Annotated in this window: 27 protein-coding genes; 18 read left to right on the forward strand and 9 right to left on the reverse strand. The window is 64.6% G+C overall.

Features of this window, described 5'->3' with window-relative positions:
- Positions 1-11: 11 nt before the first annotated feature.
- The gene (locus FJ418_RS10735) at positions 12-362 is read right to left on the reverse strand and encodes a RidA family protein (protein ID WP_041007422.1); all 351 of its coding nucleotides are present in this window, start codon (positions 360-362) and stop codon (positions 12-14) included.
- Between the two features lie 235 nt (positions 363-597).
- Between FJ418_RS10735 and FJ418_RS10740 the strand changes: the two genes are divergently transcribed.
- The 10 genes from FJ418_RS10740 to FJ418_RS10785 all read left to right on the forward strand — a co-directional run bounded on the left by FJ418_RS10740 (position 598) and on the right by FJ418_RS10785 (position 10,793).
- Positions 598-1,845, forward strand: a complete 1,248-nt coding sequence (locus FJ418_RS10740; protein ID WP_140652575.1) for an MFS transporter — start codon at positions 598-600, stop codon at positions 1,843-1,845.
- Complete coding sequence (locus FJ418_RS10745; RefSeq protein WP_140783933.1) at positions 1,845-2,609, forward strand: SDR family oxidoreductase; 765 nt, start codon at positions 1,845-1,847, stop codon at positions 2,607-2,609. The genes FJ418_RS10740 and FJ418_RS10745 overlap by 1 nt, the downstream gene beginning before the upstream one ends.
- Before the next feature lie 27 nt (positions 2,610-2,636).
- The gene (locus FJ418_RS10750; RefSeq protein ID WP_140865352.1) at positions 2,637-3,659 is read left to right on the forward strand and encodes an NAD(P)-dependent oxidoreductase; all 1,023 of its coding nucleotides are present in this window, start codon (positions 2,637-2,639) and stop codon (positions 3,657-3,659) included.
- 72 nt (positions 3,660-3,731) lie between these two features.
- Positions 3,732-4,655 carry a polysaccharide deacetylase family protein gene (locus FJ418_RS10755; protein WP_140865354.1) on the forward strand — a complete coding sequence of 308 codons (924 nt, stop codon included), beginning with the start codon at positions 3,732-3,734 and terminating at the stop codon, positions 4,653-4,655.
- Between the two features lie 9 nt (positions 4,656-4,664).
- Positions 4,665-5,999 (forward strand): dihydroorotase family protein, encoded by a 1,335-nt coding sequence (locus tag FJ418_RS10760; protein ID WP_140865356.1) that lies wholly within the window; start codon positions 4,665-4,667, stop codon positions 5,997-5,999.
- Positions 6,000-6,004: 5 nt separating this feature from the next.
- On the forward strand, positions 6,005-6,778 hold the full coding sequence (locus FJ418_RS10765) for an SDR family oxidoreductase (protein ID WP_140865358.1): 774 nt from the start codon (positions 6,005-6,007) through the stop codon (positions 6,776-6,778).
- A 211-nt stretch (positions 6,779-6,989) separates the two neighbouring features.
- Positions 6,990-8,084: an HlyD family secretion protein gene (locus FJ418_RS10770; RefSeq protein WP_140865360.1), complete on the forward strand. Its 1,095-nt coding sequence runs from the start codon at positions 6,990-6,992 to the stop codon at positions 8,082-8,084.
- A complete protein-coding gene (locus FJ418_RS10775; protein ID WP_140865362.1) occupies positions 8,081-9,697 on the forward strand; it encodes a DHA2 family efflux MFS transporter permease subunit in 1,617 nt (538 codons plus the stop codon). The genes FJ418_RS10770 and FJ418_RS10775 overlap by 4 nt, the downstream gene beginning before the upstream one ends.
- Positions 9,698-9,858: 161 nt before the next feature.
- Entirely contained in the window at positions 9,859-10,137 is a 279-nt protein-coding gene (locus tag FJ418_RS10780; protein ID WP_140865364.1) for a hypothetical protein, read from the forward strand.
- 224 nt (positions 10,138-10,361) lie between these two features.
- Positions 10,362-10,793, forward strand: coding sequence for a cupin domain-containing protein (locus FJ418_RS10785; RefSeq protein WP_140865366.1), 432 nt, complete (start codon positions 10,362-10,364; stop codon positions 10,791-10,793).
- A 45-nt stretch (positions 10,794-10,838) separates the two neighbouring features.
- Here FJ418_RS10785 and FJ418_RS10790 read toward each other — a convergent pair whose 3' ends face one another.
- Positions 10,839-11,294: a carboxymuconolactone decarboxylase family protein gene (locus FJ418_RS10790; RefSeq protein ID WP_140647695.1), complete on the reverse strand. Its 456-nt coding sequence runs from the start codon at positions 11,292-11,294 to the stop codon at positions 10,839-10,841.
- Between the two features lie 181 nt (positions 11,295-11,475).
- Between FJ418_RS10790 and FJ418_RS10795 the strand changes: the two genes are divergently transcribed.
- Entirely contained in the window at positions 11,476-12,231 is a 756-nt protein-coding gene (locus FJ418_RS10795; RefSeq protein WP_140865368.1) for a copper homeostasis protein CutC, read from the forward strand.
- Positions 12,231-12,740, forward strand: coding sequence for a GNAT family N-acetyltransferase (locus tag FJ418_RS10800; RefSeq protein WP_246683009.1), 510 nt, complete (start codon positions 12,231-12,233; stop codon positions 12,738-12,740). Before FJ418_RS10795 ends, FJ418_RS10800 begins: the two co-directional genes overlap by 1 nt.
- A 147-nt stretch (positions 12,741-12,887) precedes the next feature.
- Here the strand turns inward: FJ418_RS10800 and FJ418_RS10805 are convergent, their stop codons facing one another.
- From FJ418_RS10805 to FJ418_RS10820, 4 genes are all read right to left on the reverse strand, one after another.
- The gene (locus FJ418_RS10805; protein WP_140865370.1) at positions 12,888-13,910 is read right to left on the reverse strand and encodes an acyltransferase; all 1,023 of its coding nucleotides are present in this window, start codon (positions 13,908-13,910) and stop codon (positions 12,888-12,890) included.
- A 208-nt stretch (positions 13,911-14,118) separates the two neighbouring features.
- Entirely contained in the window at positions 14,119-14,916 is a 798-nt protein-coding gene (locus FJ418_RS10810) for a xanthine dehydrogenase family protein subunit M (protein WP_140710690.1), read from the reverse strand.
- A gap of 12 nt (positions 14,917-14,928) precedes the next feature.
- A complete protein-coding gene (locus FJ418_RS10815) occupies positions 14,929-17,277 on the reverse strand; it encodes a xanthine dehydrogenase family protein molybdopterin-binding subunit (RefSeq protein ID WP_140865372.1) in 2,349 nt (782 codons plus the stop codon).
- Between the two features lie 108 nt (positions 17,278-17,385).
- Complete coding sequence (locus FJ418_RS10820) at positions 17,386-17,886, reverse strand: (2Fe-2S)-binding protein (RefSeq protein WP_140856259.1); 501 nt, start codon at positions 17,884-17,886, stop codon at positions 17,386-17,388.
- 261 nt (positions 17,887-18,147) lie between these two features.
- Between FJ418_RS10820 and FJ418_RS10825 the strand changes: the two genes are divergently transcribed.
- On the forward strand, positions 18,148-19,332 hold the full coding sequence (locus tag FJ418_RS10825; protein ID WP_140710684.1) for an FIST signal transduction protein: 1,185 nt from the start codon (positions 18,148-18,150) through the stop codon (positions 19,330-19,332).
- Between the two features lie 4 nt (positions 19,333-19,336).
- Complete coding sequence (locus tag FJ418_RS10830) at positions 19,337-20,674, forward strand: hybrid sensor histidine kinase/response regulator (RefSeq protein WP_140659774.1); 1,338 nt, start codon at positions 19,337-19,339, stop codon at positions 20,672-20,674.
- A gap of 10 nt (positions 20,675-20,684) precedes the next feature.
- Here FJ418_RS10830 and FJ418_RS10835 read toward each other — a convergent pair whose 3' ends face one another.
- Complete coding sequence (locus FJ418_RS10835; RefSeq protein WP_040981753.1) at positions 20,685-21,368, reverse strand: response regulator transcription factor; 684 nt, start codon at positions 21,366-21,368, stop codon at positions 20,685-20,687.
- Between the two features lie 204 nt (positions 21,369-21,572).
- Between FJ418_RS10835 and FJ418_RS10840 the strand changes: the two genes are divergently transcribed.
- Genes FJ418_RS10840 through FJ418_RS10850 form a run of 3 tightly spaced genes read left to right on the forward strand, consistent with a single transcriptional unit; the run spans position 21,573 to position 23,384 of the window.
- On the forward strand, positions 21,573-22,271 hold the full coding sequence (locus FJ418_RS10840) for a fumarylacetoacetate hydrolase family protein (RefSeq protein ID WP_140865374.1): 699 nt from the start codon (positions 21,573-21,575) through the stop codon (positions 22,269-22,271).
- Positions 22,268-22,918: a maleylacetoacetate isomerase gene (gene maiA / locus FJ418_RS10845; RefSeq protein ID WP_140865376.1), complete on the forward strand. Its 651-nt coding sequence runs from the start codon at positions 22,268-22,270 to the stop codon at positions 22,916-22,918. Before FJ418_RS10840 ends, maiA begins: the two co-directional genes overlap by 4 nt.
- Positions 22,908-23,384: a DUF4262 domain-containing protein gene (locus tag FJ418_RS10850; RefSeq protein WP_246683010.1), complete on the forward strand. Its 477-nt coding sequence runs from the start codon at positions 22,908-22,910 to the stop codon at positions 23,382-23,384. Before maiA ends, FJ418_RS10850 begins: the two co-directional genes overlap by 11 nt.
- Here FJ418_RS10850 and FJ418_RS32690 read toward each other — a convergent pair.
- Together FJ418_RS32690 and FJ418_RS32695 are read right to left on the reverse strand one after the other, a co-directional pair.
- Positions 23,381-23,533, reverse strand: a complete 153-nt coding sequence (locus FJ418_RS32690; protein ID WP_348643099.1) for a hypothetical protein — start codon at positions 23,531-23,533, stop codon at positions 23,381-23,383. The two genes, FJ418_RS10850 and FJ418_RS32690, sit on opposite strands and share 4 nt — an antisense overlap.
- The gene (locus FJ418_RS32695) at positions 23,530-23,718 is read right to left on the reverse strand and encodes a hypothetical protein (RefSeq protein ID WP_348643100.1); all 189 of its coding nucleotides are present in this window, start codon (positions 23,716-23,718) and stop codon (positions 23,530-23,532) included. The genes FJ418_RS32690 and FJ418_RS32695 overlap by 4 nt, the downstream gene beginning before the upstream one ends.
- Before the next feature lie 153 nt (positions 23,719-23,871).
- Between FJ418_RS32695 and FJ418_RS10860 the strand changes: the two genes are divergently transcribed.
- Entirely contained in the window at positions 23,872-24,912 is a 1,041-nt protein-coding gene (locus FJ418_RS10860; protein WP_140783947.1) for a zinc-dependent alcohol dehydrogenase family protein, read from the forward strand.
- The last annotated feature ends 45 nt before the right edge of the window (positions 24,913-24,957 follow it).

The raw sequence follows: 24,957 nt of genomic DNA on the forward strand, positions 1-24,957 counted from the left end.
CGCCGGCCGGCTCAGCCGACGGCCGCCGTCACCATGATCTCGACGCGATACTGGTCGCCGGCAAGCCGCGCTTCCACCGTGGCGCGCACCGGCATGGCGCTCCTGTCGATCCAGGCGTCCCAGGCCGTGTTCATCATCTCGAAGTCGGCGATGTCCCTGAGCCATATCTGCGCGCTGAGCAGCTTCGACTTGTCGCTGCCGGCCTTGGCGAGAAGCGCGTCGATCTTGGCAAGGATCTGCTTGGTCTGGCTGGTGGTGTCGCCCGAAAGATCGTCCGCGGTCAGCCCCGCGACATAGACGGTGCCGTTATAGCGGAGCACCCGGCAGAAGCGCTGTCCGTTTTCCAGGCGTTCGATCGTCATGATGTTCCCTTCCGCTGGTTTCCAGATTTTGGTTTTTTGCCTATGGTAAGGAGGGTGCAAAACCGCTGTAAAGCCCACAGCGCGCCGAGATGCCGCTTTCCCTCGCCAGCATGGCCAAAAAAATTTGAGCCATAGCCGCGCCAATCTTCGTTTGTGGCAATCGCCACAAAGTGTAGCTTCTGGCCGGGCTGCCGTCGGTCAACGGTGCCGCCAGGGAGCCGCCGCAGCCGCATTCATGAGGTCGATCGCTCAATCCGCGACGCGGCTCTGGCAAAATGCAGAGCGGTCCCGTGCCCTGCTGCCGATCATGGTCGGCATCTGCCTGGCCTGCATCGGCAGCGCCATGCTGACCACCGCCGTGTCGCTGCATCTTGGCAAGCCCGGCATTTCTCCCCAGGTCGTGCAGATCGTCTTGACGGCCTATCCCGTGGGCTTCCTCATCGGATGCCTGGTGACCCGCCCGGCCGTCGCCCAATACGGCCATGAGCGAACCTTCGTTGCCATCGTCGTCGTCGCGCTGCTGGCGGCTTCCGGTTTCGTCTTCACCGACTTCCTGCCGAGCTGGATCTGCTTTCGCCTGCTCGGCGGCCTCGCGATGGCATCGCTGTTCGTCGTCTGCGAAAGCTGGATCAACCTCTATGCCGAGCACCACAATCGCGGCGCGATGTTTTCGATCTATATGCTGACGACGGCAATCGCCGTGCTGCTCGGTCAGGTTCTGGTCGCGATGGTCGGCCCGCAATCGCCGCATCTGTTCCCGGTGGCGGCGGCGACAGTGCTGCTGGCGCTGATCTCCAAATTCGCCGGTGGGCGCTGGCCGGCGCTGCCTGCCACCGATCCGGAGCACGCAAGTTCGGCAAGGCCGGTCAAGCGCCTCGGCCCGCTGGCGCTTTTCCGGCTGGCGCCGGTGACAGTCGTGGCGATCTTCCAGGGCGGCATCACCAATATGAACATCTTCGTGCTGACGCCGATCTACGGCACGCAGATCGGGCTGTCGGCGGCAACGACGGTCGGGCTGGTCACGACCATCAGCATCGCCGGCATGCTGGCGCAGACGCCGGTCGGCTGGCTGTCCGATAGGTTTGAGCGCAGGATCATACTGCTTGTCCAGGGTATCCTGTCGGTCACGCTCTGCGCCGCGATCGCCTGGCTCGGCAACTTTTCGGTCCCGCTGCTCTTCGTGCTGTTCTTCCTCTATGGCGCGACGGCGCTGACGGTCTATCCGGTGGCGATGGCGTTCGGCGCCTCGCAATTGCACAGCCGGCACATGGTCGGGGCCTCCGGCACGCTGCTCCTGCTCTATTCGATCGGCAATGTCGCGACGCCCGGCATTTCGGCCGGCCTGATGGAGCATATGGGCGCGCCGGCCATGTTCCTGCTTCTGGGCGGCGGCGCCGTGTTGGTGACTTTAGCCGCCTGCTACAATTTGTTGCGCCGTCCGGTCACGCTGGCGGCCATGCCGGCATTAGAGGAGCAGGCCTGATGACAGCGCCAGACATGAGGCGTCTCGAGGGCAAAGTCATCCTGATCGCCGGCGCCGCCAGCGGCATCGGCACGGCGATAGCGCGCCGCTGTGTTGCCGAAGGCGCTAAGGTCGTCTGCGCCGATTACGGCCCAGAGCCGGCCACCGAGCTTGCCCAGACACTCGGGCCTTCGGCTGCCGCTTGCCAATGCGACGTGACGGATATCGAATCCGCGGAGGCGGCCGTCGCATTTGCCCGGCAAAACTTCGGCCGGCTCGACGGATTGGTGCACAATGCCGCGGCGCCCTCGACCAGCGCCACCGTCGTCGATCTCGACGAAAGCGCCTGGCGGCACGAGATCGATGTCGGCTTGACCGGCGCCTTCCTGATGAGCAAGTTCGCCGTGCCGCTGATCGCGGCAAGTGGCGGCGGTTCCGTCGTCTTCATCGGCTCGCAATTCGGACGCGTCGCCACCACCAGGGCCGTCGCCTATTGCGCCGCCAAGGCCGGCCTGATCCACCTCGCCAAGGCGATGGCCGTGGACCACGCGCCTGACAGGGTCCGCGTCAACAGCCTGTCCCCCGGCGCGGTGGCGACGACGCGGCTGCTGCGCCGGTTTGCCGATTTCGAGGCCGCCAATGCCGGCCTTGGTCCCGCCCATCTGCTCGGCCGTATCGCCGAGCCCGACGAGATCGCCGCGGCGGCGGCTTTCCTGCTTTCGTCCGACGCATCCTTCGTCACCGGATCAGACATGCTCGTCGATGGCGGCTATGCGACGCGCTGAGGCAGCAACCTTTCCAGAGGAGTTTCCATGACCTTGCTCGTCACCGGCGGCACCGGCTTTGTCATGAGCGTGGTCGCGCGCGCATGGCTGGACCGCGATCCGCAAGCCCGCGCCGTGATCCTCGACCGGTCGGGCCTCGACGCGGCGGCCGAAAAACATTTCGCTCCGGTGCGCGACCGGCTGACCGTGATTGCCGCCGATATCCTCGACCCACAAGCCTGGTCCGAGACGCTCGACAAGCAAGGCATCACGGCAATCGTGCATGGCGCGACGATCACGCCGATCTCGCGCGGCAGCGCCTCTGAGGCAAAGCGCCAGCCGGAGGCCGCAGACCCGGCCCGCATCGTCGACGTCAATCTCATGGGCACCGTGCGCATGCTGGACTGGGCGCGCGAGAGGCCGGACGTGAAACGCTTCGTCTATGTCAGCTCCGGTTCCGTCTATCGCCACAACGGGCCCGACTGGGATGGCGAGCCACTGCCGGAAGACGGTCATGTCGCGCCGCTGACGCTCTACGGCATCTCGAAATTCGCCTCCGAGATGGTCACCAACCGCTATGCCGATCTGTTCGGCCTGTCGGCGGCCTCGGTGCGGCTCGCTTCCGTCTACGGTCCGATGGATCGCGCCACCGAGAGCCGCAACTTCCGCCATGTTCCCAACCGCGTCGCGCATATGGCCCTGGCCGGCGAGACGATCAGGCCGAACAGCCTGGAGCCCGTCGGCGACTACGTTACCTCGACCGACGTTGCCGCCGCGATCCTCGCGCTGATCGACGCGCCGCGCCTCAATTACCGCCACTACAATATCGGCTCCGGTTCCAGCCAGACCATCGGCGAGATCATCGGCTGGGCAAGGGAACGCGTCCCGGGCCTGAAGGCGGAGGTGACGCCTGGAGACGACGCCAACATCGTCCAGGATGTGAGGCTGAAAGGCGGCATGTGGGGCGCCTATGACATCGCCCGCATCATGCGCGACACAGCATGGCGGCCGCGTCCCGGCAAGGAAGCGTTCCACGACTACATGGACTGGATTGTCGCCAACGAGAGCTAGAGCAATTCCAGGAAAAGTGTGAGCGGTTTTCCGTTCGGAATTGCGTAAAAACAAAGAAATGGAGAACGCAAGATGCCGACCGATTTCCAGCAGCCGCGCGATTTCGTCGGCTACGGCCCGCACCCGCCCTTCGTCACCTGGCCGGGCGGCGTCAAGCTCGCCGTCAACCTCGTGCTCAACTATGAGGAGGGCTCGGAATACTCCTGGCTCGAAGATGGCCGCAACGACAATTGGGGCGAATACAATCTCAGCGGCAGCATGCCGGTGCGCGATCTCGGCACCGAGACGCATTTCGAATATGGCAGCCGCGCCGGCGTCTGGCGCCTGGCCAGATTGTTCGACCGCTACGACATCCCGGTCACCTTTTCCGCCTGCGCCGTGGCTCTGGAGCGCAACCCGCCCTTGGTCGAATGGATGAAGAACCGCCGGCATGACCTGATGGGCCACGGCCTGCGCTGGATCGACCACACGACCATGGAGCGCCGCGAGGAAGAGCGTCATCTGCACGAGGCGATCGCGCTTTACGAAAAGCTGCTGGGAAAGCGGCCCTTGGGCTGGAACTGCCGCTCGCTGCCGAGCGTCAACACGCGCGACCTGCTGGTCGAGGAAGGCGGCTTCCTCTACCACTCCGATCCCTGCAACGACGACCTGCCCTATTTCCTCGATCACCGGGGCACGGAAATCCTGGTCGTCCCCTACTCCAAGACGCTCAACGACAGCCGCTATCTGGTGGCTCCGGGCTACAGCAATCCGCGCGACTTCGCCGAGGACTGCCGCGCGGCCATCGACTATATGCTTGGCGAAGCCGAGGAGACCGGCGGCCGCATGCTGACCATCGGCATCCACGCCCGCTGGACGGGTCAGCCGAACCGCGCCTCGGGCCTGCGCGAGGTCATCGAGCATGTCCAGAAATCCGACGGCGCCGCCTTCATGCGCCGCGAGGACATCGCGCGCTTCTGGCACGCGAACCATGCGCGCTTCGAGCAGCGCGGCTGAGGGGGAACCGTGTTCGAGACGCTGATCCGCGGCGCAACGGTTGTGAACGCCGATGGCCTCGGCCGGGGCGATATAGGCATCGCCGCGGGCAAGGTCGCCGCACTCATCGCGCCCGGCGAAGCCGCGGAAGCCAGCACGCTCATCGACGCCGCGGGTTGCTTCCTGCTACCGGGCCTTGTCGATGCGCATGCGCATCTGCGCGACCCCGGGTTGACGCATAAGGAGGATTTTTCCTCCGGTACGCATGCGGCGGCGCTCGGCGGCGTCACCACCGTACTCGACATGCCGACCGATGAGCCATGGACGGCCACGCCCGAGCAACTTGCAGACAAGATGGCGATTGCGAAGGGCCGCATCCATGTCGATGTCGGCCTGCAGGCTGTGGTCAGCCGTGACCTGTCGCTCGTCCCTCGCCTCCTTCGTCTCGCACCGGTCTCCTTCGAGCTGTTCACCGCCGACGTGCCGGATGCCTTCCTTTTTGCCTCGCTCGATACCGTTGCGGAGGCGCTGAAGGCTTTTGCCGGCGCCGACACGACAATCGGCATCTCGCCCGGCGACCAATCGATCCTGGCCGGCAGCACGGCGCGGGATCGCTCCGGCAGCGTCGCCGCCTTCCTGGACAGCCGGCCGCCGCTCGCCGAAGCCAATGGCATCGCCCGCGCCCTTGTCGCCGCAGCGGCGACCGAGGCGAGGATCCACGTCCGGCAGATCAACTCCGAGCTCGGTGTCGAGACCTGGAGCCGGCTGCGCGGCATGGCCGACGCCAGCGTCGAGACCACGCCGCAGAACCTGTTCTTCACCGCCGACGATTACGAAACGCAAGGCGCCAAGCTGAAGGCTTCGCCGCCCTTGCGCTCGCCACACGACGTCGACGCGCTGCGCGCAGCTCTCAGCGCGGGACTGATCGACATCGTCGCCACCGACCACGCCCCGCATACGCCCGCCGAAAAGGCGGCGCGCTACGCGGCTTTCGCCGACATCCCGGGCGGCATGCCAGGATTGCAAACGCTGCTTCAGACCATGCTGAAACTGGTCGATGAAGGGCTCATCGCCCTGCCCGATCTGGTGCGCATGTGCTCCTGCAACCCAGCAGAACGCTTCGGCCTCGGCCGGCGCAAGGGTCGCATCGCCGTCGGCCACGATGCCGATCTGCTGATCCTCGACCCGCGCCAGTCCAGCACCATCGCCAATGCCGATCAGGTATCGCGGGCGGGCTATACGCTCTTCGACGGCTGGACCGTGAAAGCGCGGCTGACCAGTGTCTTCCTGCGCGGCCGCGAGATCGTGCGCGACGGGCGACTGGTCGGCGCGGCGCAAGGAAAGATCGTCACCCGGGAGAGCTGAACATCATGGCCCTGCTCGCCAACAAGACAGCCATCGTCACCGGAGCGAGCTCCGGCATCGGCCGCGCGATCGCTCTGAAATTCGCCACTGAAGGCGCCAACATCGTCGTTGCAGACATGGTGGAGCAGCCGATTGAGGGGGGCCAAGGCACTGTCGACATGATCCGTTCGGCCGGCGGCGCTGCCATCTTCCTCAAGACCGACATCTCTGACTGGAGCGCCGTCGACGCGCTGGTCAGCGTGACGGTCGCGCAATTCGGGCGGCTCGACGTGATGGTCAACAATGCCGCGATCTACACCAGCACCAACCTGATCGAGACCACGCCGGAACAATGGGACTACGTCATCGGCGTCAATTTGACGGGCTTCTTCCACTGCAACAGACGCGCGGTCATGCAGATGCTTGCCCAGGCGCCAGTCAATGAGGTGCGCGGGCGCATCATCAACATCTCTTCGCAGCACGGCATGGTCGCCTGCCCCGGCGACCTGCCCTATTCGGTCAGCAAGGGCGGCATCGTCCAAATGACGCGCCAGATCGCCGTCGACCATGCCGACGACCTGATCGTCTGCAATGCGATTGCTCCGGGCAAGATCATCACCGGCAAGCCGGGCGTCGCCAACGACCCTGATGCGCTCGACTATTCGCGCCGCCGCACGCCCTGGCCACGGCTCGGGCATCCGAACGACGTGGCGGGCGCGGCGCTCTTTCTCGCCAGCGATATGGCGAGCTATGTCACCGGCATAAACCTGATGGTGGACGGCGGCTGGATGGCGGGCTGACGCTGCCAGCCGAGCCATGGCCGCATCCGAGGGCAGGAACCTTTGCGGAAACCGCCCGTTGACCCTGCTGCGAGGGGGCCAACGATATCTGGGACCCGTTGCCTTGGACGCAAAAACTGAAAGAAAAGAGCGCGAAACCGCTCCCGCCGAGGAAGCGCGGGTTCAGCCCCGGTCCGATCGGCAGCAACGCCCGCCGGACGCCGAAAAGCGCATGGATAACGAGCGCGACGGCGAGCGAGCGCAAGACTCGCAGTCGAATGACAGTCCGTCGGACGACAACAAACCCGGCCTCATCAGACGCCATCCCTACATAGCGGCGATCGTCGCCATCCTCATCCTGTTGGTCATCGCGGCCGTGGTCATCTGGTGGATCAACGCGCGGCAGTATGAATGGACCGACGACGCCTTCATCGACGCCCGCACGGTGACGATCGGCGCGGAAATTGCCGGACGCATCACCGATGTCGCCGTCACCGACAACCAGGCGGTCGAGGCCGGCGCCATGCTTCTGCGCATCGACGACAGCGATTATCAGGCCTCGCTCAAACAGGCACAAGCCGGCGTGGTTGCGGCGCGGGCCGACATTGCCAATGTGCAGGCCCAGACCGAGGCGCAAAACGCCAAGATCGATGCGGCCGAAAGGCAGGTGGCGCAGGCGCAGGCAGCGCTCGAATTCGCCAAATCCGAGGACCAGCGCAACCGTGAGCTCCTGGCCAAGGGCACGGCGACGCAACAGCAGGCACAGCAGGCCGCTTCGACCTTGCGCCAGGACCAGGCAGCGCTCGATACCGCCAACGCCAATGTCGAGGCGGCGAAAAGCCAGGTGGCTGTTCTGCAGGCACAAGGCAAGAGCGCCGAGGCCAAGCTTCGGCAAGCTGAGGCCACCGAGAACCAAGCCAAGATCACCCTCACCCGCACGACCATCACGGCGCCCGTCGCCGGCCATGCCACCAACATCACGGTGGCGAAAGGCACCTATGCGCAGCCCGGCCAGGTGCTGATGATGTTCGTGCCCAACGACGTCTGGGTGAAAGCCAATTTCAAGGAGACACAGCTCGACCTGATGCGACCGGGCCAGCCCGTCGATATCGCCATCGACGCCTATCCGGAAAAGACCTTCCATGGCCATGTCGACAGCGTTCAGGCCGGCAGCGGCACGGCCTTCAGCCTGCTTCCAGCCGAAAACGCCACCGGCAATTTCGTCAAGGTGGTGCAACGCGTGCCGGTCAAGATCGTGTTCGACCAACCGCCCGGCGTCTATCTCGGTCCCGGCATGTCGGTGGTGCCGACGGTCAAGGTACGATGAGCGATGCCGCAGCAGCCCAGGGTAACGAAAGCCGGTCGGCGGCCGGCGGGCGCAACCCCTGGCTGATCGCGATCGTCGTCTCGATCGCGACCTTCATGCTGGTGCTCGACACCTCGATCGCCAATGTCGCGCTGCGCAACATCGCCGGCAGCCTCGCCGCCGGCATGGACGAGAGCACATGGGTGATCACCACCTATCTCGTCGCCAACTCCGTCATCATCCCGGTCAGCGGCTGGCTTACCAGCGTCATCGGCCGCAAGCGTTATTACATGATCTGCGTGGCGACCTTCACGCTGGCGTCACTGCTCTGCGGGCTGGCGCCCAATCTGCCGACTCTGATCGCCTTCCGCATCCTGCAGGGGCTCGGCGGCGGCGGCATGGCGCCGAGCGAGCAGTCGATCCTGGCCGACACTTTCCCGCCTGAGAAACGCTCTCAGGCCTTTGCGCTCTACGGCATCGCGGTGATCGTCGCCCCGACGGTCGGGCCGACCATCGGCGGCTGGCTGACCGACAATTTCTCCTGGCACTGGATCTTCTTCATCAATGTGCCGTTCGGCATCATGTCGCTGGCGCTCGTGCAATGGCTGGTGATCGAGCCAGACATTCTCGAACGCGAACGCCGCGAGCGGTTGAGCAAGGGGCTGAAGGTCGACTGGATCGGCTTCATCCTGGTGGCGATGGCGCTCGGCTGCCTCGAAGTCTTTCTCGACGAAGGCCAGCGCAACGACTGGTTCGCCTCGACCTTCATTACCACTTTCGCCGTGATCTCCGCGGTGTCGTTCCTGCTGCTTGTTCCGTGGGAGTGGACAAGGCGCGACCCCATCGTCGACATCCGCCTGCTTTTCAGCCGGCAGTTCGGCATGTCGTTCCTCGTCATGATGGCGGTGGGCGCCGTGCTCTTCAGCACCACGCAGCTCTTGCCGCAACTGCAGCAGACCACCTTCGACTACACCGCCACCCTTTCCGGTCTGTCGATGATGCCGGGCGGCATCGCCATGCTGATGCTGATGCCGATTTCGGGCCTTGCGGCCGGTGTCGTTCAGCCGCGCTATCTCATCATGATGGGCATGTCGGTGATCGCGGTCGCGCTTTGGCACATGACCTCGCTGACGCCCGACGCCAGCTTCGGTTTCTTCGCCTATGCGCGCATCTACATGATGATCGGCCTGCCGTTCCTGTTCATCCCGATCTCCACCGCCGCCTATGTCGGCCTGCCACCGCAAAAGACCGATCAGGCATCCTCGCTGATCAATGTCGCCCGCAACATCGGCGGCAGCATCGGCGTGTCGCTGTCCAACACTGTCATCGCCCAGAACGCCCAGTTGCATCAGTCGGTGCTGGTCGGCCACACGGCGCAGTCGAGCGAGGCCTATCAGCAGACTCTCCGCCAGGTGATGGACCATTTCGTCGCCGAGGGCTCGCCGCTGATCGAGGCCAGGCAACAGGCCGTCGGCTGGATCGGACAGGAAATCGGTCGCCAGGCTTCACTGCTCGCCTATGTCGACGTCTTCTTCTATTGCGCAATAGCGACGGCGCTGCTCGTGCCGTTCACCTTGCTGCTCCGGGCGCCGAAGCCCGGGCCTGGCAAACAGCAGGACAGCCCCGCTGCGTGACAGAGCCGCTTGGAGTGTTTCACCGCAACGTGATGGCGTGCTCATCAAGCGCCACTCCCGGTAACGACAAAGTGTCCACCCCGCGCTGCGGCTCGGCACGGTGGAGCCTCAGTCCGATGCTAGCCCCCCGCTTGGGGGAACTCGAAACAATGGAGATCGCAATGAAAGCCGCAGCACGTGTTCTTGCCTCTATCGCTCTCGCGGGATTTGTCACCACCGGAGCCATGGCGGCGATGTCGACAACGACAACCACGCCCGCCGCCACCACGACAACGACCATGGCGCCAACCACGAAGAAGCCGAAAGCCGCCATGACGCCCGAAAAGACCGCGATCTCGAAGCAATGCTCGACGCTCGCGGATCAAAAAGGCCTCCACGGCAAGGATCGCGAGAAGTTCCGCTCGGACTGCAAGAAGAACGGCGGCAAGGCACCGAGCTGATCCGCCGGATCACCTTCCCGGCACGTCCCTGATTTCCATCGCACAGCGAAATAGCCGACCGAGCGGCTGAGGCGATGATACAGTGCTGAGGCCCCGGTATGTCCGGGGCCTTTCACGTCTTCCAGAGCAGCTTAGACCGCAGCGCCCGAAAATTCGGCGCATGCAAAAGGATGCTTGCGCGTCAATTTCCGTCGGGCGATGGTGCGGCAACTTTGGAGGGGACCATGCGCAACATCACGATATCGGCACTGCTGGCGATAGCCACCGTCCATGTGACCGCAGCCAACGCGTTGGACAGCAGCAATACGCCGGTCTTGGTGACGACGTTGGCATCGAAGACCACGACCGCGTCGGGCCAGCCGATCACGCTGCCGCAGAAGAACGTCGAGGTTCAGGTCTCGTCCTACCAGATCGCTCCGGGGGCGACCTTGCCTGTGCACAAGCACCCCTTCCCGCGCTACGCCTATGTCGAGCAAGGCACGCTCAAGGTGACCAATGTCGAGACCGGTGCTGCCAACACCTACAAGACCGGCGACTTCATCGTCGAGATGATCGGGCAATGGCACCAGGCCACCAATATCGGTGCCGATCCGGTGAAGCTTCTGGTGATCGACCAGGTCGAGCAAGGCGCCAAGAACACGATCCTGAAACAGTAGCCGGCGAAGTGCCGGCTTCGAAGCGGGCACCCCCCTCCTCTCGCCTCACCCCCAGGCGCCTACCGGTTGCCGCGTGGTGGCGTTCAGCCGGTTGAACGCATTGATCAGCGCGATCTGGATCACCAGGGCGGCGAGCGCCTTGTCGTCATAATGGCGCGCGGCCTCGTCCCAGACCTCGTCCGGCACCGCGTCGGAACGATCGGCCAGGCGCGTCGCGGCTTCCGTCAGCGCAAGCGCCGCACGTTCGGCTTCGTTGAAGTACGGCGTCTCCCGCCATGCCGACACGGCGAAAATCCGCTCGTCCTTCTCGCCGGCCTTCTTCAGCTCACGCGCATGCATGTCGACGCAGACGGCACAGGCGTTGATCTGACTGGCGCGCAGATGAACGAGCTTGCGTGTCACATAAGGCACGTCGCCGGCTTCGGTCGATTTGTCGAGCGCCAGAAGCGCCTGCAGTGCGCCGGGAATCAGCATCACCGGGTTCTTCAATCTTGCTTCCATCGTCGGTCTCCTTGGCCAACAGGGCTCGCACCAATCAATAACTTTTCAGTTATGAGTTATCCATAACCTTGCAGTTATGTATTGTCAAGCACCTCCATGGCTGGACCGATCGTTGCGGCTTTCGCGGCGGCCCGCCCGATGCTAGGGCTGCGCATCTCGTCGAAAGCATGGATGGAAACCGGTGGCGGACACGCAAAAACCCCTGATCGAAATCTGCGTCGAAGGCATTGACGGGCTGCTTGCCGCCCAGGCCGCCGGCGCCGACCGGGTCGAGCTCTGCGCCAGCCTCATCGAAGGCGGCATCACGCCGAGCATGGGCACGGTGCGCGCCGCGCTCCAAAGCGCGACCATTCCCTTTCATGTCATCGTGCGTCCGCGCGGCGGCGATTTCCTCTACAGCGAGGCCGAATACCGCTCGATGCTCGCCGATGTCGAAGCGCTTCGCGAGCTCGGCGTGGCCGGCGTCGTCGTCGGCTGCCTCACCGCCGACGGCGCCATCGACGAAGCGCGCATGAGCGCGCTGGTTGAGGCTGCCGGCCCGCTCAACGTCACCTGCCATCGCGCCTTCGACATGACGCGCGATCCGGTCGAGGCGCTCGAAGCCTTGATCCGCTGCAAGGTCGGCCGCGTGCTGACCAGCGGCCAGCGCGATACGGCGGTCGAAGGCGTCGAGCTTCTGGCGGAGCTCGTTCGCCAGGCGGGCGCGCGCATCATCATCCTCGGCTGCGGCGCCCTCGCGCCCGACACCATCGGCGAGGTGCGCGGGCGGACCGGACTGACCGAGATGCATTTCGCAGCTCTGGCGGACGTGCCGAGCGCCATGCGCTACCGCAACCCGAATGTCGGCATGGGCGGCGCCGACCTCGATCGCGAATACCGCAACACGGTGACCGACCAAGCCAAGGTGGCGGCGACGATCGCGGCCGCGAGAGCCTGATGGCGAAGACGATGAGCAAGGAATTGCTGCCGATCGAACAGGTCTCGCCCGCCGATGAGGCCGCCATCCTCGCCCTCAACAATGAGCATGCGGCGGAGTTGTCCTGGCTCGAGCCGGAACGGCTCTCATTCCTGCTCGGGCAAGCTTTCTACACCCGCCGCATCGGCGCGCTGGAAGCCTTCATCATGTGTTTCGACCAGGATGCAAGCTACGACAGTCCGAACTTCCTCTGGTTTCGCGAGCGCTATCCGCGCTTCGTCTATGTCGATCGCGTCGTCGTGGCCGCGGACGCCCGCGGCCGCGGCCACGCCCGCCGGCTTTATGAGGACCTGTTCGAGCAGGCCCGCCTCGCCGGCCACACCATCGTCACTTGCGAGGTCAATGCCGATCCGCCCAACCCGGCCTCCGACGCCTTCCACGCCGCGCTCGGCTTCGCCGAGGTCGGCGACGCGGTGATCCATGGCGGCAAGAAATCGGTGCGCTATTGGGCGAAGCCCATCGCCGCCTGAACGGCGCTTCCGAACGCTGCCGGCCAGGAAAACAAGCCGCAGCTAATATAGCCGCTCCGCTGGCTGGGGGCGACATCATGGCGAGCAATGTCTTCCGCTTCGACGAAAGCTGGGACATCCCCGAAGGCACGCCGCAGGAACCTGATCTCACCAGTTGCGGTTGAGCCAGCCGCGTGCGGGTTTTTCGACGATGTAGTAGCTGGCCAGCGCGCAGGCGAATACAGCCGCCAGCATCGGCATCGGCGCGCGACCGTGTTCATCGACGAATTTGTAGAAAGGCTGCTGCCAGAGATAGAGCGAATAGGACCACAGGCCGAGCATCACCATCGGCCGCGACGACAGCGGCCCCGTCAGGTAGCCGCCCGCGAAGTCGAGCGTGTTGACGGCGAGCGCCAGCAGCGGCACGCCGACAAGATAGTGGATCGTGGTCGGCACCGGATCGAGGAACAGCAACAGGCCGCCAACCGCCGCCGCCAGCGCCACATGCTGGCTTTGCAGGAAAGCCGGCAGGCGCCCGTCGGCCTTGAGCAGGCAGATCGCGGCGGACAGCAGGATCGAGGCGATATGCACGTCGGTCCGCCAGTAGGTGGTCTCGTAGCCCATGCCGAGAACCCCGTACGAAATGGCGCCGTTGGCCATTGCCAGCAGCGCCAGCACGACCAGCAGCCGCACGACGTTCGTTCTTCCGGTTACCACCACGCTGATCAGCGCGAGCAGGATATAGGAATGCTCCTCGACGCAGAGCGACCAGATGTGGTCGAGCGCGCCGGCGCGGGTGATCAGGATGCCGGCGTAATTGTAGGTGAAGGTCAGCGCCGTCAGCGCCGCCTTCCACTTGAAGGCGATGAAGGTCCCTGTCAGGCCGATCATGGCGGCAATCACGAACACCAGCAGCGCTGGATAGATGCGCGAGAAGCGGCGCTTGAAGAATTTCTTCAGCGGAAAGCGCTCGATGAACAGGATTTCGCCCATCAGCCGGCCGCTCAGCACGAAGAAGAACTCGACGCCGAGCACGCCGAGATTGAGTCCCGGGACCGGAAAGAAATGGCCGATCAGCACCATCGCGATCGACAGGCCTCGCCAGCCGTCGAGATAGGCCAGTCTTGTCCTGGCTTCCCTGTCGATTGCGGCCCGCGGCAGGACAACGGACGCTGCGGAGATGTCGGTCATACCGTGCCTTCGCAACTCGAGATCCGGATGCGAAGCGTTGCCCGCGTCTCGGACCGTCTGGTATTCCCGCCGGAGTCATTTTGCAGTGCGGGATATTATTGTGCAAGTGCGAAACCGCGAATACTCAGGTAATTCCCGCCAAGTCGTTGCGAGTACAAAAGAAAAAGGGGCCGCGGGGGCCCCTTTCCTTCACCCAGGCTGAGAGCGTTCAGGCGTTGGCGGCGGCCACGGCACGCTTGGCCATCACCGCGATCAGATTGGCGCGATAGTCGGCGGAGGCATGGATATCGCTCATCAGCCCCTTTGCCGACACTTTGAGGCCGCCGAGCGCCGCGACATCGAAATTCTTCGCCAGCGCCGCCTCGATTTCCTTGGAGCGGAAAACGCCGTCCTCGCCGGCGCCGGTCACCGCCGCCCTCACGCCGTCCTTGCCCTTGGTCACGAACACGCCGACGATGGCGTAGCGCGAAGCCGGGTTGCGGAATTTCTGGTAGGCCGCCTTGGCCGGAGCGGTAAAGCTTACCGCGGTGACGATCTCGCCTTCCTTCAGCGCTGTCTCGAACAGGCCCTTGAAGAATTTGTCCGCCGCGATCTCGCGCTTGTTGGTGACGATCATCGCGTCCAGAGCCAGCAGCGCGGCCGGATAGTCGGCGGCCGGATCGTTGTTGGCGATCGAGCCGCCGATCGTGCCTTTATAGCGCACCGCCGGATCGCCGATCAGGGATGCCATATGCGCAAGCGCCGGGCAGGCCTTCTTCAGCTTGTCGTCGGTGGAGACGTCGTAATGCGTCGTCGCGGCGCCGATGGTGACCGTCTTGCCGGACACCTTGACGCCTTGCAGGTCCTTCAGCCGCGAGACGTCGACGAGGTCCGAGGGCGCCGCGAGCCGCGTCTTCATGGCGGGGATCAGTGTCATGCCGCCGGAGAGCAGCTTGGCGTCGCCGTTCTTGAGTTGCCTGGCGGCGTCGGCGACGGAGGAAGCGCGATGGTAGCTGACGGAATACATGCTCGTTCCTCCTCAGTGCTTCGTCGCGCGGATGGTTGCCCACACCGTCGCGGGCGACGCCGGCATGGCGATGTCGACGACGCCGAGCGCATCGGTGATGGCGTTGATGACCGCCGGCGGCGAACCGATGGCGCCGGCCTCGCCGCAGCCCTTGATGCCGAGCGGATTGCCAGGGCATGGCGTGTTCGAGGTCGAGACCTTGAAGGACGGCAGGTCGCCCGCGCGCGGCATGGTGTAATCCATGTAGCTTGCCGTCAGAAGCTGGCCGCTTGAGTCGTAATGCGCGCCTTCCAGCAACGCCTGGCCCACGCCTTGGGCGATGCCGCCATGCACCTGCCCCTCGACGATCATCGGATTGATGATGTTGCCGAAATCGTCCGCCGCGACGAACTGGACGATCTCTGTCGTGCCGGTTTCGGGGTCGATCTCGACCTCGCAGATGTAGCAGCCGGCCGGGAAGGTGAAGTTGGACGGATCGTAGAAGGCCGTCTCCTTCAACCCGGGCTCCATGCCCGCCGGCAGGTTGTGGGCGGTGTAGGAGGCAAGCGCCACCTGGAACCAGGGCAGGCTCTTGTCGGTGCCCGCGACCTTGACCTCGCCATTCTCGATGACGATGTCGCCCTCGTCCGCTTCGAGCAGGTGCGCGGCGATTTTCTTGGCCTTGGCCTCGACCTTGTCGAGGGCCTTGACGATAGCCGACATGCCGACGGCGCCGGAACGCGAGCCATAGGTGCCCATGCCCATCTGCACCTTGTCGGTGTCGCCATGCACGATCGAGACCGAGTCGATCGGCACGCCGAAGCGCTGGGTGACCAGTTGCGCGAAGGTCGTCTCATGGCCCTGGCCATGGCTGTGCGATCCGGTCAGCACCTCGATCGTGCCGACGGCATTGACGCGCACCTCTGCCGATTCCCAGAGGCCGACACCGGCGCCGAGCGAGCCGACCGCCGACGACGGCGCCAGGCCGCAGGCCTCGATGTAGCAGCTCATGCCGATGCCGCGCAGCTTGCCCTGCTTGGCGGCGTCGGCGCGGCGCTTGGTGAAGCCGGCATAGTCGGCGGCTTTCATCGCCGCATCGAGCGAAGCGTTATAATCGCCCGCGTCATAGGCCATGATCACCGGAGTCTGGTGCGGGAAGGACGTGATGAAGTTGCGGCGTCTGAGTTCCGCCGGCGGCACGCCAAGCTCGCGCGCTGCGGTTTCCATCATCCGCTCGAGCACGTAGGTGGCCTCCGGACGCCCTGCCCCGCGATAGGCATCGACGGGCGCGGTGTTGGTATAGACGGTGCGCACATTGGCGTGGATCGCCGGGATGTTGTACTGGCCCGACAGCAGCGTGGCATAGAGATAGGTCGGCACGCAGGACGAGAACAGCGACATGTAGGCGCCGAGATTGGCTATTGTGTCGACCTTCAGACCGGTGATGCGGTTGTCCTTGTCGAAGGCCATCTCCACCGTCGAGACATGGTCGCGGCCATGCGCGTCCGACAGGAAGCTTTCGGTGCGGTCGGCGACCCATTTGACGGGAACGCCGGTCTTCTTCGATGCCCACAGGCAGACGATCTCTTCCGGATAGATGTAGATCTTGGAGCCGAAGCCGCCGCCGACATCGGGCGCTATCACGCGCAGCTTGTTTTCCGGCGCGACATTGTAGAAGGCGCTCATCACCAGCCGCGCGACATGCGGGTTCTGCGACGTCGTCCAGCAGGTATAGTGGTCCTCCGCCTTGTCGTAGTGCCCGAGAGCCGCGCGCGGCTCCATCGCATTCGGCACCAGCCGGTTGTTGACGATCTTCATGCGCGTGACATGGGCCGCCGACCTGATCGCCGCGTCGGTGGCCTTTGCGTCGCCGAGCTCCCAGTCGAAGATCAGGTTGTTCTCTGCCTCGGCATGGACCTGCGGCGCTCCGGGTTGGATGGCCTTGGTGGCGTCGACGACGGCCTTCAATTCCTTGTAGGTGATCTCGACCGCTTCCGCCGCGTCGCGCGCCTGGCCCTTGGTGTCGGCGATCACGATGACGACCGCGTCGCCGACATAGCGCACCTTGTCGACGGCCAGAGGCGACCACGCGCCCATCTTCATCGGCGTTCCGTCCTTGGAATGGATCATCCAGCCGCAGATCAGGTTGCCGATCCCGTCGGCCTTGAGCTCCTTGCCGGTGAGCACGCCGACGACGCCGGGCATCGCTTGCGCCTTTTTCACATCGATCTTCTTGATCTGCGCATGCGCGTGCGGACTGCGCACGAACACGGCATGTTTCATGCCGGGGACCACCATGTCGTCGACATAGCGGCCGCCGCCGGTGATGAACCTCTTGTCTTCCTTGCGCGCCACGCGGGCGCCGACGCCTTCGATACCCATGGAAATTCCTCCGGAATTAAGGGAATAGGCAGTAGGGGTTAGGCAGTAGTGAGGGGCTCGCGGTCGTATCGCCGTTTGCCTTATTCCCTATTGCCTACTGCCTACTCCCTAAGCTGCCTGTCTCGCCCTGCCCTTGGCGCCCTTCGCCATCGTCTCCGATGCGGCGAGGATCGCCTTGACGATGTTGTGGTAGCCCGTGCAGCGGCAGATATTGCCTTCGAGCTCGGCGCGCACCGTCGCCTCGTCGAGGCCCTCGGGATGGCGCGCGATCATGTCGGTCGCCGCCATGATCATGCCCGGCGTGCAGAAGCCGCATTGCAGCCCGTGATGCTCCTTGAACGCGGCCTGCACCGGATGCAGCTCGGCCCCGTCGGCGAGCCCCTCGATGGTGACGATGGTCGAGCCAGAGGCCTGCGCGGCCAGCATGGTACAGGACTTCACCGCTCGGCCGTCGACATGCACGACGCAGGCGCCGCATTGCGATGTATCGCAACCGACATGCGTTCCGGTGAGTCCTAGATGTTCCCTGAGGAAATGCACCAGAAGCGTTCGGTCCTCGGCGTTCCCGCTGACCCGCCTCCCGTTCACAGTCAACGACACGTCCGACATGCAACCTCCCCTGGGTATCAACCTTGGTCATTGCCGAATGCCGCGCTTGTGCTTCGGCAGTGCGTTATTCAGGTAGCGTACAACGGGCAAAACAGCGCTGCCAGCGCCGGTTCCATTGTACTTTCGATCATGGCGAAAGCTATGTGCAGCGCAGCAACCGGCCCCATTGCCAAAACCGGGATTGAAGGCAAAGATGCCTTCGACGCGAAGCGTGCCTGACACGCATAAGAAAAGACACGCACAAAACAGCGTTGGAGGAAATTGCGGAGACGGCAGCTGGCCAGTTCGAGCACACGCTATGCATCGGGCCTTTCGGCGCTCACCACGGATGAGCCCGACCCGAATGCCTTTGCGCGGGCCATCGCGGCCGAAGCGGCGGCTGTCGACGCCGGCTTTGCGCTTCTGTTCTTCTCCCAAAGCCTGGTCGACGCGGCGGGGCTCGCGCAAGCGCTGAAGGTCCATGCGCCGTCGCTCGCCTATGCCGGCTGCTCGACCGCCGGCGAAATCACGCCGCAGGGACTGGAGGAAGGGCATGCCCTTGCCCTGCTTTTGCCGTCGGCGTCGTTTTCGACCGTCAGCACCATGGTCGAGAACCTCTCCTCCTCCGGCATGGACGGGATCACCGGCGAGGTCGTGGAGCTGCGGCGCCTGCTGCGCTGCCGCGCCGGCCAGGAGCGGGCGAAGAGCGTCTTCGCCCTCTGCTTCATCGACGGGCTTTCCTATGCCGAGGAAGCGGTGACCTCGGCCATCCACTGGGGATTGGACGACATCCCGCTGATCGGCGGTTCGGCGGGCGACGACCTGAAATTCGAGACGACCAGCCTGATTTCGAACGGCAAGGTCACGTCCGACAGCGCCATCATCGTGCTGGTCGCGACCGAGATCCCTTTCCACGTCTTCAAGACCGACAATTTCATTCCGACCGACGAGAAGCTGGTGGTGACGTCGTCCGACCCGGACCATCGCATCGTGCGCGAATTCAACGCCACCAACGCGGCGGAGGAATATGCGGCCTCGGTCGGCACTGTGGCGCAGGCGCTGACGCCGCTAAGCTTCGCCTCCCATCCCGTCGTGGTGAAAGTGGCCGGCGAATATTACTGCCGCTCCATCCAGCGCATGCATGTCGACGGCTCGCTGTCGTTCTTCTGCGCCATCGACGACGGCGTCGTTCTGTCCATCGCCCAGCCGAAGAACATGGTGGAGGCGACGCGCGCCGCGTTGCAGGACGCCGAACGCAAGCTCGGCGGCATCGACATGATCCTGGGCTTCGACTGCGTGCTGCGCCGGCTCGATGCGCGCAACCGCCAGGTCTACCGTGACATTTCGGAGCTCTACCGGACCAACAAGGTCATCGGCTTCGGCACCTATGGCGAGCAGTACCGCTCGATGCACCTCAACCAGACCTTTACCGGCATCGCCTTCGGCGAGCCCCAGGCAGCCGAGTAGCGAGATGCCGCTTCGCGACATCAACGACCTCGAAAGGCTGAAGAAGATCAACGCGGCCCTCGTCAGCCGCGTCGAGCGTTCGATGGACCAGCAGGGCAATGCCTTCTCGCTGTTCCAGACCGCCATCTCGCTGGAAAACCGGGTGCGCAACCGCACCGAGGAACTGCACGCGACGCTGCGCCGGCTCGAACAGTCGAACATCGACCTCAGCGAGGCGAAGGAGAACGCCGAACTGGCGAACCTCTCCAAGACCAGGTTCCTCGCCGCCGCCAGCCACGACGTGCTGCAGCCGCTCAACGCCGCGCACCTGTCGGTCTCGGCGCTGGCCGAGGTCCAGGCCAGCGAGGAAGGCAGGAAGCTTGTCCGGCAGGTCGAGCGCTCGCTGGAGACGATGGAAGACCTCTTGCGCACGCTGCTCGACATCTCGAAGCTCGACGCCGGGGTGGTGCAACCGGAAGTCGTCGACGTCAGCCTGGAAGCGCTGTTTTCCTCGCTGCGCTCGGATTTCCTGCCCGAAGCGGAAAAGAAAAGCCTGTCGCTGAAATTCAGGCCGGTGAACGTGGTTGTGCGCTCCGACCGCACGCTGCTCAGGCGCATCCTGCAGAACATTCTCTCCAATGCGCTGCGCTACACCCGCTCGGGCGGCGTGCTGGTCGGCACCAGGCATCGCGGCGACATCATCCGCATCGACGTCGCCGACACCGGCTGCGGCATTCCCGAAGACCAGCGTGAGGCGGTGTTCGAGGAATTCCACCGCGGCACCTCGACGCTTAACAATGCGGAACTCGCCGGCGGGCTCGGCCTCGGCCTCGCGATCGTGCGCCGCATGGCGGCGGCACTCGGCCACCCCATCACCTTTTCCTCGAAGGTCGGGCGCGGCACCATCTTCCATATCGACGTGCCGGTCGGCATGGCCACGGCCGAGCCGGCGATGGCCGCCGCCGACATGGAGCGGCCGCGCGGTTACGGCCTGTTCGGCACCAGGGTGCTGCTGGTCGAGAACGACATGGACGTGCTCTCCGCCATGACCTCGCTGCTCGAGCGCTGGCAATGCCTGGTGCGCGCCGCCACCTCGACCGACGATGCGCTCGACCTGCTCGGCGACACCGCCTGGGTGCCCGACATCATCATCGCCGACCAGCATCTCGACGGCGGCGACCTCGGCACCTCAACGATAGCCGAAGTGCGCGACTATCTAGGCCGCCCGGTGCCCGCGCTGATCGTCACCGCCGACGGCTCCGAGCTCGTCGCCAAAGCGGCGCGAGCAGCCGGCATCGAACTGATGCGCAAGCCGCTGAAGCCTGCGCAACTGCGCGCGCTGCTGGCGCATCTTCTGGCTTAGAAATGCCGCCTCAAAACCCGGCCTGGTCCCGAAACAGCTCCGCATTGTCGAGCTTCGACACCTCGATCACCGCTTGCGTGCGGCTGTAGACATTGAGCTTGCGCAGGATCTCCGAGACATGCGCCTTGACGGTGGTCTCGCCCACCTGCAGCTCGTAGGCGATCTGCTTGTTGAGCATGCCCTGGCGCAGCATCTGCAGCACCCTCAGCTGCTGCGGCGTCAGCCTGGCCAGGCGCTGTACCATGTCGGCGCGGTCGGTGCTGTCGGGATCGGGCGGCTGGCCCTCGTAATTTTCCGGCACATAGACCGCTCCATCCATCACCGAGCGGATGGCGGCGGCAAGATCGCTCTTTCGGGCCGATTTCGGGATGAAGCCGGCGGCGCCATAGGACAGCGCCTCCGAGATGATCTTCGGCTCCTCGTAGCCCGACACGATCACCACAGGCAGCCGCGGATAACGGGTCCTCAGCTGCAACAGCCCCTCGAAGCCATGCACGTCGGGCATGCTCAAATCGAGCAGCGCGAGGTCGAACGGCTTGGCGTCGGCAAGAAGCTCGATCGCTTCCGCGATCGAGCGCGCCTCGACCGTATCGACATCCGGATAGGCCATCTGCACGGCGCTGTGCAGCGCCTCGCGAAACAGCGGGTGGTCGTCGATGATCAGGAAGCGGGCGCGATCGCTGACGGAGGTCATTGCACGGGTTCAGGCTTCGGTTCGGTTTCAGCCGGCACAGGATAGTCCCGTGATCATGGCCAGATTATTGGCAAATAGTACACGCCCAATAGTACGGCGCATTGTCACTGAAACGACAGGCCGATGTGCAGGGACGTCGAGTCTTGCCCGCGGGTCGAAATCGGCCGAAGGTGCTAACGATTCATGCCAGCACAGAGAAAAATCATGCCAGAATTCGTCCTTCCGCCACCGGCGATTGCTTCGGTTGCCGTCGCGGGCGCGGCGGAGCGGTTTGCCGTGCGCCGCATCTTCTGCGTCGGCCGCAATTACGCCGCGCATGCGCGCGAGCTCGGCAATGACGAGCGCGATCCACCCTTCTTCTTCACCAAACCGGCCGACGCGGTGGTCGACAGCGGCGCCGAGATCCCCTACCCGCCGCTGACCTCGAACCTGCACCACGAGATCGAGCTGGTCGTCGCCATCGGCGAGGCCGGTTTCCGCATTCCGCGCGCCGAGGCGCTCGCTCATGTCTGGGGCTATGGCGTCGGCGTCGACCTCACCCGCCGCGACCTGCAGGATCAGGCGAAGAAAGCAGCCCGTCCCTGGGACTGGTCGAAAGCTTTCGACCAGTCGGCGCCTTGCGGCCCGCTGGTTCCAGCCGCGAAATCCGGGCATCCGGAAAAAGGCCGCATCTGGCTTGCCGTCAACGGCGCGGTGAAGCAGGATGGCGACCTGGCCGAGCTGATCTGGCCGATCGCCGACATCGTCGCGATCTGCAGCGAGGCGGTCGAGCTGCAACCCGGCGATCTGATCTTCACCGGCACGCCGGCCGGCGTCGGCGCAGTCCAGGCCGGGGACAGGATCACCGGCGGCGTCGACGGCATCGGCGAGATCGCAGTGACCATCGGGCAGCCGAGGCGATGAGCGACCTCGTCCTTCATAACTACTACCGCTCCTCCACCTCCTACCGAGTGCGGATCGCGCTGGAGATGAAGGGCCTGAGCTACACTTATGTGCCGCACCACTTGCGCCATGGCGAGCATCTCGAGCCCGCCTATCGCGCCGTCAACCCGCAAGGGCTGGTGCCGGCGCTGGTTCTGGACGGCGGCACGCTTTTGACCCAGTCGCTGGCAATCATCGAATATCTCGACGAAATCCAGCCCGAACCGCCGCTGCTGCCGAAGGATGCGCTGGGCCGGGCGCGGGTGCGGATGCTGGCGCAGATGATCGCCTGCGACATCCACCCCGTGAACAATCTGCGCGTGCTGACCTCGCTGCGCACTTTGTTCGGCGCCGGCGACGAGGACGTCGTCAACTGGTTCCGGCATTGGGTGAATGAAGGTTTCCAGCCGCTTGAGAAGATTCTGGCTTCGTCGCCCGAGACCGGCGCGTTCTGCCATGGCGACACGCCGGGCCTGGCCGACATCTGCCTCGCCGCCCAGGTGACCAACAATGCCCGTTTCGGCGTCGATATGGCCCCCTATCCGGTGATCGCGCGCATCAACGCCGCCTGCATGGCGTTGCCGGCGTTCCAGAAGGCTGCGCCGCGGAACCAGATCGATGCCGAGTAGGGAAGCCATAGATGCCGAGGAGGCCAAGGCACTCGCCGACATCGAAGAGTACGGCTGCCACATTCTCTATGTGCTGGAGGAAGACGAGCATCCGCCATTCGCATACTCGGTCGGGATAGAGCACAATTTTGGCGTCCCTGAATTGGTCGTTATCGGGCTCAAGCCGGACCTTTCGCTAACCATCATCAACGAGTACTGCAGACGCGTGCGCGGCGGCGAGAGGTTCAGCGTCGGTGCGCGGGCGTCGGGTTTCCTGGAGGAGGCTTCGATTGTCAGTTCGGTGCGGTCCATCCCGATCACTACCCGGAATATTTCGGTTGGGACATATGGTTCTACGACGGGCCGGATTTCCGGATCGTGCAGCTTATCTTTCCGACAACTTCCGGGATTTGGCCGTGGGATGTCGAGGCTGATGAATGGTTTCGCGAACGGCAGCCGCTGCTCGATACTCCGCCGCCATAACTAGCGCCCTACCCTCACCGTCGCGGCCCAGAACGCCAGCGCCGCCAGACCGATACCGGTGCCAAGCAGGCAGACGCCGGTCCAGCCCCAGGCGCCATAGGTGCTGGTCGAGGCAATCGAGCCCAGCGCGCTGCCCAGCGAGTAGAAGATCATATAGCCGCCGACCAGCCGACTGCGGGCGTCCGGCGAGCGAAGATCAGGCTTTGATTGGTGACGTGCACCGCCTGGATGGCGAGGTCGAGCATGACGATGCCCAGCACCAGCAGCCAGAGCGTTTCGCCCATGAAGGCGATCGGCAGCCAGGCAGCAGCCATCAGCGAGAGGCTGAGGCCGGTCACCAATTGGCCCTCTACGTTCTGGTGGCGCTGCCGCCAGCCAGCGGAGTAACTGATCGGTCCGCCAGTCGCGGCGCTGGCAGAATCGATTTCCGGTCGACCAGCGGTGGAATCGGCTATCGTCAACTCAAAACGCACCAATGGTGGGAGTTGCCGATGAAAGCCGTCGTCTTCGAGAAATTCGGTCAGGCGCCGACGATCCAGACCGTTCCCGACCCGAAGCCGGCCGCCGACGGGGTGGTCATCAAGGTCGAGGCGACCGGTCTTTGCCGCAGCGACTGGCATGGCTGGATGGGCCATGACGACGGCATCACGCTGCCGCATGTTCCCGGACACGAGTTGGCGGGCGTCGTTGTCGCCGCCGGCAAGCAGGTCAGCCGCTGGAAGGCCGGCGACCGTGTCACGGTGCCCTTCGCGGTCGGCTGCGGCCGCTGCTTCGAATGCACCTCCGGCAACCACCAGGTCTGCGAGCATCAGTCCCAGCCGGGCTTCAACGCCTGGGGCTCGTTCGCCGAATATGTCGGCATCGAGCACGCCGACACCAATCTCGTGCGCCTGCCGGAAGAGATGGAATTCGCTACCGCCGCCAGCCTCGGCTGCCGCTTCGTCACTTCGTTCCGGGCCATCGTCGACCAGGGCCGGGTTACGCCCGGCGAATGGGTGGCGGTGCATGGCTGCGGCGGCGTCGGCCTGTCGGCGATCATGATCGCCAGCGCCATGGGCGCCAATGTGATCGCCATCGACCTCACCGACGAGAAACTGGAATTTGCGAAGAAGATCGGCGCGGTGGCGACGATCAACGCCTCGACGACGCCGAACGTGGTCAAGGCGGTCAAGCAGATCACCAATGGCGGCGCGCATATGTCGATGGACGCGCTGGGACACCCGACCACGTCCTTCAACTCGATCGCCAACCTGCGCCGGCGCGGCCGCCACGTTCAGGTCGGCCTGATGCTGGGCGAGCACGCCCGGCCGCAGGTGCCGATGGACAAGGTGATCGCCTTCGAGCTCGAAATCCTCGGCAGCCACGGCATGCAGGCCTACCGCTACTCCGCGATGATGGAGATGATCCGCACCGGCAAGCTGAAACCCGAACTGCTGGTCGGCAAGAAGATCAGCCTCGAGGAAGCGCCCGCGGCCCTGATGGCGATGGGCGGTTTCGAGGGGATTGGTATCGGGGTGGTGACGAAGTTCTGAGCAATTCCAGGAAAAGTGTGAAACGGTTTTCCGTCCGGAATTGCG

Source organism: Mesorhizobium sp. B2-8-3, from assembly GCF_006440815.1.
Taxonomy (GTDB): domain Bacteria; phylum Pseudomonadota; class Alphaproteobacteria; order Rhizobiales; family Rhizobiaceae; genus Mesorhizobium.

What these genes read in the sequence shown, in the direction of transcription:
- FJ418_RS10735 (WP_041007422.1), bottom strand. Translation starts at nt 362, where the DNA reads ATGACGATCGAACGCCTGGAAAACGGACAGCGCTTCTGCCGGGTGCTC.
- FJ418_RS10740 (WP_140652575.1), top strand. Translation starts at nt 598, where the DNA reads ATGAGGTCGATCGCTCAATCCGCGACGCGGCTCTGGCAAAATGCAGAG.
- FJ418_RS10745 (WP_140783933.1), top strand. Translation starts at nt 1,845, where the DNA reads ATGACAGCGCCAGACATGAGGCGTCTCGAGGGCAAAGTCATCCTGATC.
- FJ418_RS10750 (WP_140865352.1), top strand. Translation starts at nt 2,637, where the DNA reads ATGACCTTGCTCGTCACCGGCGGCACCGGCTTTGTCATGAGCGTGGTC.
- FJ418_RS10755 (WP_140865354.1), top strand. Translation starts at nt 3,732, where the DNA reads ATGCCGACCGATTTCCAGCAGCCGCGCGATTTCGTCGGCTACGGCCCG.
- FJ418_RS10765 (WP_140865358.1), top strand. Translation starts at nt 6,005, where the DNA reads ATGGCCCTGCTCGCCAACAAGACAGCCATCGTCACCGGAGCGAGCTCC.
- FJ418_RS10770 (WP_140865360.1), top strand. Translation starts at nt 6,990, where the DNA reads ATGGATAACGAGCGCGACGGCGAGCGAGCGCAAGACTCGCAGTCGAAT.
- FJ418_RS10775 (WP_140865362.1), top strand. Translation starts at nt 8,081, where the DNA reads ATGAGCGATGCCGCAGCAGCCCAGGGTAACGAAAGCCGGTCGGCGGCC.
- FJ418_RS10780 (WP_140865364.1), top strand. Translation starts at nt 9,859, where the DNA reads ATGAAAGCCGCAGCACGTGTTCTTGCCTCTATCGCTCTCGCGGGATTT.
- FJ418_RS10785 (WP_140865366.1), top strand. Translation starts at nt 10,362, where the DNA reads ATGCGCAACATCACGATATCGGCACTGCTGGCGATAGCCACCGTCCAT.
- FJ418_RS10790 (WP_140647695.1), bottom strand. Translation starts at nt 11,294, where the DNA reads ATGGAAGCAAGATTGAAGAACCCGGTGATGCTGATTCCCGGCGCACTG.
- FJ418_RS10800 (WP_246683009.1), top strand. Translation starts at nt 12,231, where the DNA reads ATGGCGAAGACGATGAGCAAGGAATTGCTGCCGATCGAACAGGTCTCG.
- FJ418_RS10805 (WP_140865370.1), bottom strand. Translation starts at nt 13,910, where the DNA reads ATGACCGACATCTCCGCAGCGTCCGTTGTCCTGCCGCGGGCCGCAATC.
- FJ418_RS10810 (WP_140710690.1), bottom strand. Translation starts at nt 14,916, where the DNA reads ATGTATTCCGTCAGCTACCATCGCGCTTCCTCCGTCGCCGACGCCGCC.
- FJ418_RS10815 (WP_140865372.1), bottom strand. Translation starts at nt 17,277, where the DNA reads ATGGGTATCGAAGGCGTCGGCGCCCGCGTGGCGCGCAAGGAAGACAAG.
- FJ418_RS10820 (WP_140856259.1), bottom strand. Translation starts at nt 17,886, where the DNA reads ATGTCGGACGTGTCGTTGACTGTGAACGGGAGGCGGGTCAGCGGGAAC.
- FJ418_RS10830 (WP_140659774.1), top strand. Translation starts at nt 19,337, where the DNA reads ATGCCGCTTCGCGACATCAACGACCTCGAAAGGCTGAAGAAGATCAAC.
- FJ418_RS10835 (WP_040981753.1), bottom strand. Translation starts at nt 21,368, where the DNA reads ATGACCTCCGTCAGCGATCGCGCCCGCTTCCTGATCATCGACGACCAC.
- FJ418_RS10840 (WP_140865374.1), top strand. Translation starts at nt 21,573, where the DNA reads ATGCCAGAATTCGTCCTTCCGCCACCGGCGATTGCTTCGGTTGCCGTC.
- maiA (WP_140865376.1), top strand. Translation starts at nt 22,268, where the DNA reads ATGAGCGACCTCGTCCTTCATAACTACTACCGCTCCTCCACCTCCTAC.
- FJ418_RS10850 (WP_246683010.1), top strand. Translation starts at nt 22,908, where the DNA reads ATGCCGAGTAGGGAAGCCATAGATGCCGAGGAGGCCAAGGCACTCGCC.
- FJ418_RS32690 (WP_348643099.1), bottom strand. Translation starts at nt 23,533, where the DNA reads ATGATCTTCTACTCGCTGGGCAGCGCGCTGGGCTCGATTGCCTCGACC.
- FJ418_RS10860 (WP_140783947.1), top strand. Translation starts at nt 23,872, where the DNA reads ATGAAAGCCGTCGTCTTCGAGAAATTCGGTCAGGCGCCGACGATCCAG.